The following is a 14767-nucleotide window of genomic DNA, read 5'->3' on the forward strand; positions in this document are numbered from 1 at the left end:
TTAACTCCCCTTTTAAAAAAATTTTTTTAATTTTTACCTTTAAATTAAATACTATTTTGACGAAATAAAATATTTAAGGATAAATAAAAACTTCTATTTAGTTTCTTAATTCAACATCCACAAAATTACTAAAATAATTTATTCTTTTTAAGTAGAAGTGCTCATTGCCACACCCCTGCAACTCCGACTAGTCTTCGACATTTTTATATTATTTTTTTGAAGCTGACTTTTTTGTTGTTTTAGTAGAAGACTTTGTTTTTGATTTAGTTTTTTTTGCTGTCGTTTTCTTTTTAGCTGTCGCTTTTTTTGTTGTTTTAGTTGTTTTAACCGCTGATTTTGTCTTGGCTTTTGTTTCATCTTTTTTATCAGAAGCAACCGTTATTTTTCCAGTTTTTATATTTTTAATCGTCTTACATTCCGGATAACCAGTACACGCCAAAAACTTCCCAAATCGTCCATTTTTTATTTCAAACGGTTTTCCACAATTTGGACAAACTCCAGCTTCTTTTACAATTCTTTCATTTTCTTCCAAAATTTTTGTCATTTCTTCGCTAATTTGCAAAATGTCATCAACTTCAACTAGTGCACCCTTTTTAAATTTTTGTTTTAATTCTGGCGGCAGCGACATTCTATTTTCGTCCTTTTCGTAATCTTCACTTTCCAAATACTCACCAAATCGTCCGACTTTCAGTAAATACCGACTTCCATCCTTCGTAAAAAAATCTGTCAAAATTCCCTTTTTAGTACTTTGAATTTTTTCAACTTTCTCTTTTACAAAAATTTTTCCACTTTCAATCTGTTCTTGCGGAACTGCAATTCTTTTTAGTGAAACAGTTTCTTTTTCGTTACTCTCACTTACCAAATATTTTCCATAAAGTCCAGTCTTTAAAACCATCGGATTTCCTTTACTGTCCATCACATCTGAGACAATCCGCTTGCTTTTTATTTTTTCGATCTCACTTTCAAATTTTTTTATATCTTTTTCCAACGAGTCATAAAAATCATTTAACAGCTGCACCCATTCAACTGAGCCTTCTTCCACCTTATCGAGCTCTTTTTCCATATTTGCTGTAAATTTTACATTTATTATATTTTTAAAATTTTTAACCAGCTCATTTTTTACTTCATATCCCAGATAAGTTGGAAAAAATCTTTTTTCTACAACTTCGACATATTCCCTTGCCTTTAGCGTCTCAACTATCGAAGCATAAGTCGACGGTCTTCCAATTCCTTCGGATTCCAATTTTTTTACGAGAGTCGCTTCTGAAAATCTTGTTGGCGCTTTGGTTATACCTTCGTCCACGTTCAATTTTTCAATTGGATACTTGTCATTTTCTTTTAACTCTGGAAAATTCCCAGTTTTTATTTCATCCTCATCTTTAAAAACTTTGTAATATCCGTCAAAAGTTACTTTATTAATCGTCCCACGAAATCTGTAATCGCCATTTACCGCATTAATTTGCATTTGATCATATTTCATTGCGGCAAACTGTGAAACTAAGAATCTATCCCAAATCAATTTATACAATTTGTACTGCTCATTTGTCAAATAATTTCTTATTGAATCTGGCGTAAGTTCGATGTAAGATGGTCTTATCCCCTCGTGCGCATCTTGTACATTTGATTTTGAGTTTCTGGTTACATACTTTCCAACGTATTTTTCGCCATAATTTTTAGTTATGTAACCTTTTGCCATATTTATTGCGTCAATTGATATTCTTGTTGAATCTGTTCTCATATATGTAATAAGCCCTTTGTTTTCACCATTTATCGAAAGTCCTTCGTAGAGTTGTTGTGCAATTCTCATAGTTTTTGTAGCACCATAACCTAAATACGATGAAGCTAGCTGCTGTAATGTGCTTGTTTTAAAGACAAGTGGTGGTCTTTGAGATTTTTTCTTAACCTCAATTTTATCAAGAGTAAGTTTACCATCTTTCAAATCTTTTTTTAATTTTTTTATCACCTTTTCATCAAAAATTTTGTCGACTTTTTCATCGGCAATTTTTATCAGATTAAGATTAATATCTTTTTGGATAATCGCACTTACTTCCCAGTATTTTTGCGGAACGAATGCCTTTATTTCATCTTCCAGGTCGCAGATTAATTTTAGCGCAACTGACTGAACTCTTCCAGCGCTCGCATTTCTACTTATAATTTTCCACAGAAGTGGACTTATTTTGTATCCGACGATTCTATCCAAAAGTCTTCTTGCCTGCTGTGAATGGACAAGGTTTTCGTTTATGTTTCTTGGATTTTTTATCGCATTTGTCACTGCATTTTTTGTAATTTCGTTAAATTCTATTCTTTTGATTTTGTCTGGCTGATTTATGTAATTTGCGATGTGCCAAGCTATTGCTTCTCCCTCTCTATCCTGATCGGATGCAAGGTACACGACATTAGCCTTTTTTGATTTTTCCTTTAACTTTTTTAAAATTTCTCCTTTCCCTTTTATAACCTTATATTGCGGTTCAAAATTGTTTTCTATGTCGATTCCTAATTTTGTCTTTGGTAAATCTATTACATGTCCATAAGACGCTGTAACTTCATAACCTCTTCCAAGTATTTTTTCAATAGTTTTCGCCTTTGATGGCGACTCCACAATTACTAACTTTTTTGCCAACTTTCTTTCTCCCGTTTTAAATAATTCTTATATATTTTGAGCCATTTGTTTCCGTAATTAAACCCTTTATTTCTAAACTCATTATTATTGAAAATAATTTCATTTTATCCACTTTTTCATTTGTTTTTCTACTTATTTCTTCAAAACTTGTCTCTTCTGTTATCGCTTCAAAGACAATTTTTTCTTCAGCACTCAATTTTTTTAATTTGCTTTTCTCTTTTTTTATGTCCCACAAAAACTCTTTTGCTATATCTTCAGCACTAGCTACAAGTTTAGCTTTGTTATTTTTTATCAAATTATTGCAACCTTCAAACGACGGATAATTGATACATCCCGGTATTGCAAAAACCTCCCTGTCCATAGAAAATCCCAGCTCTGCCGTAATTAACGAGCCACCGGACTTAAAGCTCTCCGCAATCAAAATGCCATCTGACATTCCAGCTATAATTCGGTTTCTTCTGGGAAATGTCCATCTTGTCGGTTGAGTTCCCAGTGGATATTCACTCACAATCGTTCCTATTTCACTGATTTTTTGCCACAATCCACGATTTTCATAAGGATAGACGACATCTATTCCACTTCCTACCACAGCTATAACTTCCATTTCTTTTTCAATGGCCTTTTTAAGAGCGATTGTATCAATACCTTCAGCAAGTCCGCTTATAATCGTAACATCATAATTTGATAGCTCCTTTACTATTTTTTCACACGCACTTTTTCCAAAGCTTGTAAACTTTCTCGTTCCAACAACTGCAATATTTCTTTTATTATCCACAAAAATTTTATCTTTGTCAATTTTTATCTTGTCATATTCCTTTAATTTTTTTCCTTTTAAATACAAAAACACTGGAAAATCTTTTATTTCTTTTAATCTTTTTGGATATTCCTTGTCATTTACACTTATTATTCTAACTTTATTTCTTTTATATAATGAAAGCCTTTCTGATAAATTAATTTTTTGAGCTTCTTCCAGCTTTTTTTTCAGATCATCACTAAATAACTTAAAATTTTCTTCCAAAAACAAATCTTCATAATTTTGAAAAATTGCCATTATCTTTTTTATATGAGAATTTTTCATTCCACTTTCTTTAAGTCTAATCCATTCCACAAAAATCCCCCCTTTATTTTTTATGAATGATTTAGATTAACTGCTTGCCAGCACTTCATTTAAATATTTTATTTCTTTTTGAACTTGTTCGGTTGAATTGAGATCCTCATATTCATTCAAATATTTCAGTGCTTTTGCAAAATCCCCTTTTCCTTTGTAAGCGATAGCAATTCCCAAAAGTGCTTCAGGCTGCGCCTCACCTTGAGAAAGTATCTTGTCATAATATGTAACAGACTGATCAAAATTTCCCATAAGCCGTGACCCAATTGCAACGACATACATTAGAGAAATATCTTGTTCCCCTTCTTTTAGTGCCAAATTTACAGCTTTTTCATAAAGTCCATCTTTAAAATACAACTGTGCCATTCTAAATGTCGCCGATTTTCCTTTTTTTAATGTGGCATTTTCATAACTTCCATACGTGTTGTATTTTTCTTCAGAGGAAACGTCCTCAGTCTGTGTAACAGGCATTGTTCCTGTGTCAACACTCTGCTTACTTGTTTCTTTTTTTACATCATCCTTTTTCTTTGGTTTTTCAACTGGAGCTGACGGTTCTTCCTGCGGCACTTGTGGCGGTTCACTTACAGTACCTTCTTCAACCGGTGTCGAAGATCCTGAATTTTCCACTTCCGCTATGACAATTGTCGTAGTAAACATCAAAACTCCTACTAATCCATATATTATTTTTTTCATCTTTTCACCTTTTTTCTTCTGGTAAATTTAAAACTCAAGATTTTTAGTTGTTCTAGGGAATGGAATTACATCCCTAATATTGGTCATTCCTGTTATATACATAAGCATTCTATCAAATCCAAGTCCAAATCCTGAATGTGGTACACTTCCATATTTTCTAAGATCTAAATACCACCAGTAATCTTTTTCTTTTAATCCCATTTCGTTTATTTTGTCCAAAAGAACATTGTAGTCATCTTCCCTTTGGCTTCCTCCTACGATTTCCCCAATTCCAGGAGCAAGTAAATCAACTGCTCTCACTGTTTTTCCATCTTCGTTAAGTTTCATATAAAACGCTTTTATATCTTTTGGATAATCAGTTACAAACACAGGTTTTTTAAAGTGTTTTTCCGCTAAATATCTTTCATGTTCAGTCTGCAAGTCAATTCCCCATTCCACTTCATACTCAAATTTTTCTTTTGAATTTTTCAAAATTTCAATCGCTTCTGTATAAGTAATTCTGTCAAATTTATTATTTACTAATGTATCAAGTCGTTTAAATAGATCTTTATCCACCCATTTGTTAAAAAATTCCATTTCTTCGGCTGCGTTTTCTCTTACGTAATTTACAATATATTTTATCATTTCTTCAATGATATCCATATTTACATCCAAATCTGCAAACGCAATTTCAGGTTCCATCATCCAAAATTCAGCGGCATGTTTTGGCGTATTTGAACGTTCCGCCCTAAATGTCGGTCCAAAAGTGTAAGTATTTTTAAATGCTGTAGCAAATGTTTCTACATTTAACTGACCACTTACGGTAAGATTTGCTTCTTTTCCAAAAAAGTCGTGCTTGTAATCAACTTCCCCTTTGTCAGTTTTAGGAATATTATTTATGTCCATTGTCGTAAGTCTAAACATTTCTCCGGCACCTTCAGCATCACTTCCAGTAATAATTGGAGTTTGAACGTAAACGAAGTTTTTTTCCTGAAAAAATTTATGAATCGCATAGGATAAAATCGAACGCACTCTAAATGTTGCAAAAAAAGCATTTGTTCTAGGTCTAAGATGTGCTATTGTTCTCAAAAACTCAAAACTATGTCTTTTATTTTGAAGCGGATAATCCGAATCAGCCTTTTGATAAACCGAAATTTTAGTTGCCTTAATTTCATAATCCTGCCCCGCACCTTGTGATTCTACAACAACTCCAGTAACTTTAACAGACGATGAAATCGTAAGCTTTGAAATTTCTGTAAAATTTTCCAACTCTTCTCCAAACACAATTTGAATCCCATTAAAAAAAGTCCCATCATTTAATTCAATAAATCCAAAGTTTTTTTGACTTCTAATCTTTTTAACCCATCCATTTAATGTAACTTCCTTTTTCAGATATTCTTTAGTATTTTTTTGCAATTCTCTCAATTCTAATAACATTTTCTCTCCTTATCTTTTATTTATTTCCCTTAATTGTATCACAATTTAATCATTTTTTTAAATTATTTTTTTGACATTATACTTTCTAAATTTTAAAAAAATTTTTATTTATAAATTGTGAATTTTTAATTTCATAGTAAAATTATACTTTACTTTGTTTGTAAAATCAAGATTTTTTTTCTATTCTTCCTTAAGCAAGGGTACAATTACCATATCTTTAGATATTTTACTTCATTCATTTTAAATCAGGGGTACCATCACTATATCTTTAGATACTTTACTTCATTCATACAGAAAAGATAGTGGTATTTTAATTTATTTTTGATTACAAGATGTTACTTTACATAGTATAGTTTTTTTCTTTTTAACAAGGGGAAAACATCGCCTTTTCCCCTTGACCCCGCGCTAGTCTCCGTCATTTTTATGCACTGCCAAAAAACTCGCTTTCGCTCAGACAGTTTTGTCAGCACATAAAAATGCTCCGACGGTTTAAATTCTACTGTTATACAAAAGGTGTCGTGATTTTTTTGGAGTAAAGACGACTGTCTGAACGAAGTGAGTTTCGGCTTTACTTCAAAAAAATTCTTAGACGAGCGTGGGGATTATAAGGGGAAATGGCGGCCCTTTCCCCTTATGTAAAAAAAGAAAAAAACTATACTAAACAAGATAACATTTTGTAATCAAAAATAAATTTAAAAATATTAAAAAAAATAGTGAAACCACGAAAGCTCGAGAGTGTCCAGAATTTTGTGTAAACTCAAAATATAATATATGGTACAGGATGGTATTTTTATCATCCTGTTTTTAAATCCTTCCTTCAAAATAAATACTTAACTGAGAATATATTTCTCCCCAGCCCGGTATTCTTCCAGTCCATTTCCTTGTTGCTTCCTTTAAACTTAAATATACTGACTTCATCAATGCTTCATCTGTCGGATAAAGTGATTTTGTCTTCGTATACTTTCTTAATTGTCTGTTTAAGCTTTCTATCGGGTTTGTCGTATATATCAGCTTTCTTATCTTTGTATCATATTTAAAGTATGTTGTCAACTCATTCCAGTTACTTCTCCAGGAATTAATTACTGCCATATACTTTTTACCCCATTTTTCTTCTAGTTCATCCAGTTTAAACTCTGCCTGTTCCAGTGTTGGTGCATTGTACATTTCTTTTAAGTCTGATGTAAATTCCCTTACATCTTTGTAAGATATGTATCTTATGCTGTTTCTAATTTGATGAACCACACATTTTTGAATTTCTGTCTTAGGGAACACCGAAGATATTGCTTCGCTGAACCCTTTTAAATTATCAACAGACATAATTAGTATATCCTGAACTCCTCTGTTTTTTAATTCATTTAAAACATTTAGCCAGTACTTGCTTGATTCATTTTCTCCTATCCAAAATCCTAAGACCTCCTTTCGCCCTTCCTTATCTATTCCTATAGCTAAATATACCGCCTTTTTAACAACAACTCCATCTTTTCTTACGCTGTAATGGATAGCATCCATAAAAACTATTGGGTATACATCCTCAAGCTGTCTAGACTGCCATTCCCTAATTTCAGGTATAATTTTATCTGTAATTTTACTGATCATAGATGGCGAAACATCAATTCCATAAAGATTATTGAGATGGTCCTCGATATCTCTATTGCTCATTCCTTTAGCATAAAGAGAAAGAATCTGTCCTTCAATGCCAGTAATTTCTCTTTGATATTTAGGGATGATTTGAGGCTCAAACTCAGCATTTCTATCTCTAGGAATATCTAAATCAAGATTGCCATACTCACTTCTAACAGTTTTCTTGGAATGTCCATTTCTAGCATTAGAAGTAGTCTTATCTTTCATAGAATGTTTAGCATACCCCAGTTCATGCTCAATTTCAGCTTCAAGCATGGTTTGGATAGTACCCGAAAGCAAATCCTTAAGCATATCCTTAATATCATTAGTATCTTTAATATTGTAATCCTCAATCAGTGTTTTAAAAATTTCGTTGTCAATTTTCTTTTTAGTCATAACAAAAACCTCCAAATATTATACAGTTATTTTACCATATATTATTTAGAGGTTTACACAAAAATTTTTACACACCCGAAAGCTCCACTATTTTTTATTTAAATTGAATTTTGTAAAATTTAGCTAAGATTAGTAAATTAATCTAAATCCTAGTCCTCCTCTTACGTTTTCTCCCTTAGTGTCGTATCCTAAGTTTGCTGTTACTCCAAATCTTGTGTTGTCTACTCCTAAGTTCAAGTCAAATTTTCCGCTTCCTCGTCTATCTTCTTTTTCGTTTTTCAAGTTGTACCAATCCGCTGTTGTATATCTTACTTTGGCTTTGTTTAAATTGTTTACTTTTCCTAATTCATCTGTGTACGCTGCTGTCAAGCCTAATGTTAAGTTTGTTCTGACTGCCAATGGCTGTACATATTTAAACTCTACTCCTACTTCTGGTTTTACTGAAACATAGTCGTTTCCATCCACTTTTAATCTGATTTCTCCATCGTCTTCTTTTATGCTTGTAAATCTTCCATATTCCACTTTTAATGCTCCATATGGTCTAACATGTGTTCTTTCTGATGTTCTTATATCATATCCTAAATCAGTTTTTAATGCTGCTCCATATGAATAATAGTCAGATTTTGCGTTAAATGTATCGTCAACTACCCAGAATCTACGTTTCATTTCATTTCTTCCCGCAAACACATCTCCTGCTATTGTCCATCTTAGTGATCCATTGTGATCATTTGCTGGAGACATTGTCTTAAATAGTCCTGCTTTTACCATTGTCTGGTTTTCTCTCGAACCACCTAAATCTTTAAATTTATAGTGATTATTTACTGCACCTGCGTACCATCCTTGACTGTTACCCATTCTCACATCTTCGTCTTCATGAACATAAGCTACTCCGTAAGCGTTACTTTCGTTGTCGATTACTCCTGCGGTATCTGTATTGTATTCATTTCTCATTCCAAATACTTTTATCTTATTGTTCTGTTTTGACGGATTTCTCCACTGATCGTGAAGATAAGTAAATTCTTTGTCCAATAAGCTTCCTGTTTCGTTTATTCTCTGCTGAGTATTTGAATACTGGTAACCTTTCATTTCATTTACTGCTTGTGCAAATATATGTGTTTCTCCTTTTCCTATTCCATTTAATTTGTTAAACAGTATTTTTTCTCTGGCTCCTCTAGCTCCATAATCATCTACACCATATCTTTGTTCCAATCCATCTAAGAAGTTTCTAGTATCTGGATCTTTCTTGCTGGCAAAATCTGTATATGGAACTTTTACTAAGTATACTCTATCAATTCCACTTCCAGATAAATTTCTTACCGGCTGTGCAAGCCAAGTCAAGCTTGATGAATTTACATTTAATGTTCCTGTTACTCCATTTAATGCCTGATTATATGGACTTAATATATTATCTCCCACTTCAATCGCTTTAGCGTTTGAATATTCAGTTGCTTCGACTCCCATAATCAAGTTTATATCTGTCAATCCTGATAAATAATGTAGTCCCTGTATTGGATGAGTAAAGTTAATTCCTGATGTATCTACATACATTGCTACACTTGTAATTTCTCCTGTTTGACTCTTAGTTCTTGAAATAGTTCCTAAGTCAAATGTTTTAAATGGATCATTTAATATTGTGCTGTCCCCTTCTCTTACTTCCACTACTGTCGCATTTGGTGACGCAGCATTCGTATCAACATTTTCTATTTTAACCGCTTCAAACGTTCCATCTGGTTTTCTTACCATTATTGACTGAGGATTTGCCTTTGGCGGAGTTTTGATTGTTACGCTTCCTTCTGTTTTTGCATCTGTTGCTGAAGCCAAATACACTGGTTTATCTGAATTATTTGTTCCCGATCCATCTTCAGCATAAGGTCCAGTGAATACTCCTGTTCCATCTGAGTATACTCCCATTGTGTCTGATCCTGTGATTTCGATATTACCATAGTTTTTAAGAATACCTCCGTTTGCTAATACCACACCTTTCATTTTTGAGCCTGTTGCGACTGTTTTTATGTTTCCATAGTTTATTCCTGTTGCTCCTTGGTCAATGTACATTCCTATTGTATTAGCTCCACTTAAGTTAATTACTCCACTTGCTCCATTTATCGCTTTTGAACCTGCTCCTACTGCATACATTCCTATACTGTTTGGTGTTGTTACGTTGATTACTCCATTATTTACTACTGTACCTACATTTGAAACAGTTCCTGTTGTTTCGTCAAAGTATCCTGTTGCCATTCCAATTCCAAATTCTTTTGTAGTTGTATTTGATGGACCTACGTTAATTGTTCCTGTATTCGTAATTGTTCCACCTGTCGAGTAAAGTCCTATATTTCCTACTCCTGAACCCATATTAATTGTTCCGTTGTTTACTGCGTCTTGCAATGAATAAATTGCATATCCATTAGTTCCTGTCATATTTACAGTACTATTATTAGTTATCAAGCTTCCTGCCTGAATTGGTGAAGCTGAGTAAATGTATACTGATTTATCTCCTACACTAGCTGTAGTCCCTGCTCCTGTTGTCAAGCTTACAGGCTGGCTTGTAATCAAGCTATATCCAAATGACTGATTATTTCCTACCGCCATATTTACGTTTCCTGTAATGTTTATTGGTGTTGGAGAATTTTTATCATCCTGAACATACACTCCTACCGCATTATTGTTTCCGACGTTAACTGTTCCGCTGTTTAATGCAACATTTGGACCTGTTGAATAGATTCCTAATCCACTATCTCCAACGTTTATTGCTCCACCGTTCATATTTACATTTCTTCCGTAAATACCGTATGAATTTTGTCCCACATTTATTGTTCCTGATGTTGTTATTGGAGTATTTATATCTTGTGTAAACATACCAATTGATTCACTTCCAGCTGTTGTTGCTGCAACGTTTATTGTCCCTGTACTTGTATTTTCCATTGTAGAACTGTCTGTAGCATACATACCTGCTGAAACTGGTCCATTTACATTAATTGTTCCCGCATTTGTCAATGTTCCTCGTGAAGTTCCCATTGCAATTGAGTTATTTCCACCGTTCATTGTAATTGTTCCGCCAGCCACATTTGTCGCTTTAATGTCACCTGCTCCTCTTTCGTTGTTGTTTCCAATACCCAAGCTGTTGTTGTAGGCATAGATTCCAACTGAGCTGTCTTTGTTCACTGTGATTTTTCCTGTATTTGTCACATCAACCTTACCATATTGTCCAGCTGCAGCTAAAGTAGGATTATAGTATGCTTCTGTAGTTGGGTCAACTCTTGCTCCGGCATTGTTTATTCTGTATGAAAGTCCTAAAATACCAAATGATTTTTCTCCACCTACTGTCACTTCTCCAGCATTTACAATTGGAGTACTGTTTGTTCCGTAAATTCCAACTGCGTGAGGATTGTTATTTGTAGATTCAACTTCTACTTTTCCACTTGCGTTATTATTGATTTTTCCGTAGTTTACGTAAAGTCCTACTCCACCGTTTCCGTTGTCTGTTCTGTTTACAGTTACATTTCCATCATTATTAATAGCTGTCATATTACTTGCACTCGATTTAGATGAAGCCGCTACTGCAATTCCTACTGGAATGTTTGCTCCACCAATTGAAGTAAGGTCCGCTGTATTTAAGTTTGCAGTAACATTTTTTCCTGCCCCCACATTAATTGTAGAATTTTGTAAAAGTAATCTTCTTGTGAACACATAACCATCTGAAGTAGGTGTATTGTCTCCTTTATTGATGTCAGAGTCAATATTAAATGTAGTTCCATCCATTACCGCATATTTATATTTATATGAAGCACTTCCAGGTGTTACTTGAGCTCCAGATAAAAATCCTCCTGAACCTGTAAAACTATTGTCCAATCCTGTTGAATTTAGTGAAGCTACTCCTCTTAAATCCATTAGTATTACATCATCTGATTTAACATCTATCTTAGTATTATTATTAAACTGAACACCATTTGATCCGCTCATATCTTTTATATATCCAGTTGCTTTTCCACCTAATGTTAATGTACCATCATTTAAAATTATATCACTGGTACCTTCAGTATACAAAGCATACCCTGAACCTGTATAATCCACTTCACCATTTGTCAAATCAATTTTACTACTTGATCCTACAGCCGCTACACCAACTCCTGTGTCAGTTGTCTTAATTTTGTTGTAATCAGCTCTTATATTTGCACCATCTTTTGCAAATAGTCCAAATCCTCCATATACATTAGGATTATTTGCTGCAACTTTTCCTGTTATATCAACATTATATTCACCAGCTGTTGTATTTCCAAAATTATATCCTGTTTGTCTTACATCTACAACTGCACCATTTTTAGCATAAACTCCACCTACATTTTTATCAAGACTAGTACCATTATAAGTAGGATTTGCACTCATATTGGCTTTTACTTTAAGTCCACCAGCTACTGTAGGGGTAGATCCTCCTGTTCTGAAACCTACTCTTACATTTGCACTATTATCGGCAAAAATGAAAACATTGTCCTGTGTATCAGTCCCTGTTTCAATACTTTTAACCATTACGTCATAAGTATTACTACCGTGTCCTTCAGCATAGATAGCAATGTTCTCTTTCCCACCATTTAATACCATTTCACTTGCAGAATATACTTGACCAGAAGCTGGATTTGTACCAGGAGCATTATGTTTTACAACAATACCAGTATTGTTGTTTCCACCTGTAAGTTCAATAGAACCTTTTCCTAAAAAGTAAACAGGAGAGTTAGTAGCTTCAGAAGTTTTTACAGGATATACACCAACATTATTTGAACCTTCTACCTTTATATAATGTCCTTGTAAATCAATATTAGAAGCTGAATAAATTCCCGCTGAACCATCTTCAGCTTTACTTGCATTAGTTTTTATATCTACTGCAAATTGTCCATTTATAAAAGTCTTTGCAGTAAGATCATTTGTACCAGGTGCAGTCTCAGTACTAGTATCGTATTTTGTATATAGTCCTACACTTTTTTTACCACTAATAACTAAAGGAAAGGAATTATTTTTAGCAGTTAATTTATCAACAATTCCATTACCATCTAGTTTATTTATATAAAGACCGTTATTTGCACTTGTTGGCATATCATCAGACTTATATCCAGTACTACTAAGTAGGACTTGACCTACTGTATCACTATTTGCTTTACTGAAATTAAGGTGTAAATTAACAGCTGTGTTACCATCCGTATGCCCATTCTCATGATAACCAACACTTTTATCAATTATTATTCCTGCAGTTCCCTCATTATTTAAATTCATATGACCTTTATTAATAATTGCTATATTTCTTTTTGTTTCGGGAAGAAACGAAAATATAGACGAATTTTTTGAATTAACATTTATATCTCCTGTATTGTAATAATATTGTATAGGTTCATTTGTATTACGTGTATTAGCTGTAATTAAAAATACGGCACGGTTTTCATCTGTTCCATTTAGATTTACTGTTCCACCATTTATAACAACACCATTTCCACCACCATGATTATAACTGTTTACAAGCATAGCTTTTGGTCCTGCTATGTTTATTGTTCCTCCATTAGCAAATACATTATATTGATTTGGTTGAGATTTTGAAGTTTCATAAACAACTGTATTAACAATATCATTAATAACATTTGAATCAAGATTAGTTACTCCTGCTGCAGTTGCTGTATTTATTGCAGTAATTACATCAGCACTTGGCGAACCACCATGAACATCTTGGTGAACAAGTTCATTTAAATTTGAATGACCAGAAATAACTTTATAATCTATATCCGAACCATTTATTGTTATACCATAAGGAGCATGTTCTCCTCCTCTTACCTGAAAAAAAGCATTACTTGCACTAGCACTAGAATTTGAATGAGAAGGAATCAATACTCCATAAGCGAAACCACTTATTGATGAAGTTGCTGCTGTTCCTCTAATATTCTCAACTGTTACATTATTAGCTTTATAGTCATATGAGCCAGTACCTTTTCTATCAATTGTTATTTTCCCACCTTTTAAAGCTACATTTTCTACTACAGCTTCACTATTATCATTAAAAGCGTTAGTATGCTGTCCACTACCTCTTGAAGGACCTGAAACACTTACACTAATATTCAATTTAGGTTCTGGAGCTTTCACTGTAGGAATAACAGGTGGCACAACAGTAGTAGGCTCAAAAGCCGGCAAATTACTTAAATCCACATTAAGTGCCAAATTAGCATTCTTAGCCAACGGTTGAATGGGTTTTAATGCCGCTGCTATTGGTATTGCCGCATTAGGCTCAATTGGGAATGTTATATCAGTCGAACCACCATAACTTAGCTGTCCTCTTCTTTGGTATTGATATTTATCCATTCCTGTGCTTCTTGTATATTTAACGTCTTTTACTTTATCTCCACGTCCTTTATATTCACCATTCCAGTTGTTATTAACATAATTCATTCCATATTGCCAAGAGCTCCAAGGTGATTTAACTACGTGATCTCCCTGTTCCATTAATTGAATTAATTCAAGATTTGTTGTTCTTAACAATTTGTTGTTTTCTTCTCTTGCTCTTCTAAAATCTTTTTTTATCTGTACTATTGATGTATTTATCGCTTGTTCCTGTGCTTTTATTTCATCTTGTGCTGAATAAAGATTAAATGATATACCTGTAAAGCTTATCATTCCTGTCAACAGAAAAGTGATAAGTGCTGAATCAGTATATTTAAAATCTTTAACTCTTTTTGCAAAAGACTTCAGTTCTTTTTTTAGAACTTTTAAATTATTAGTCATAAACTTTAACCTCTTTTCTTTATTATTAAAAAAACTAAGAAAGACGGAAAAACTATCAAGAATAGTTTGAGTGAGTGAGTCTAATAGAAGTCCCGCATTTCAAAAGTTTTTATTTCTACTTTTCAAAGCGTTAACATTATAACAAAAAAAAAAAAAATGGC

At 33.3% G+C, this 14767-nt stretch carries 6 protein-coding genes; all 6 read right to left on the bottom strand.

Annotated features, from left to right (window positions below; all coding sequences use genetic code 11):
* Positions 1-208 precede the first annotated feature (208 nt).
* Positions 209-2620, bottom strand: a complete 2412-nt coding sequence (gene topA, locus AXF11_RS01070; RefSeq protein ID WP_068154110.1) for a type I DNA topoisomerase — start codon at positions 2618-2620, stop codon at positions 209-211.
* A gap of 16 nt (positions 2621-2636) precedes the next feature.
* Complete coding sequence (dprA, locus tag AXF11_RS01075; protein ID WP_068154111.1) at positions 2637-3728, bottom strand: DNA-processing protein DprA; 1092 nt, start codon at positions 3726-3728, stop codon at positions 2637-2639.
* Between the two features lie 36 nt (positions 3729-3764).
* Positions 3765-4421, bottom strand: coding sequence for a tetratricopeptide repeat protein (locus AXF11_RS01080; RefSeq protein ID WP_068154112.1), 657 nt, complete (start codon positions 4419-4421; stop codon positions 3765-3767).
* A 27-nt stretch (positions 4422-4448) separates the two neighbouring features.
* Entirely contained in the window at positions 4449-5837 is a 1389-nt protein-coding gene (asnS, locus tag AXF11_RS01085) for an asparagine--tRNA ligase (protein WP_068154113.1), read from the bottom strand.
* Positions 5838-6641: 804 nt separating this feature from the next.
* A complete protein-coding gene (locus tag AXF11_RS01090; protein ID WP_068153993.1) occupies positions 6642-7853 on the bottom strand; it encodes an IS256 family transposase in 1212 nt (403 codons plus the stop codon).
* A gap of 129 nt (positions 7854-7982) precedes the next feature.
* The gene (locus AXF11_RS01095; RefSeq protein WP_068154114.1) at positions 7983-14606 is read right to left on the bottom strand and encodes an autotransporter-associated N-terminal domain-containing protein; all 6624 of its coding nucleotides are present in this window, start codon (positions 14604-14606) and stop codon (positions 7983-7985) included.
* Positions 14607-14767: the final 161 nt, after the last annotated feature.

The organism is Leptotrichia sp. oral taxon 847, from assembly GCF_001553645.1.
GTDB lineage: Bacteria > Fusobacteriota > Fusobacteriia > Fusobacteriales > Leptotrichiaceae > Leptotrichia.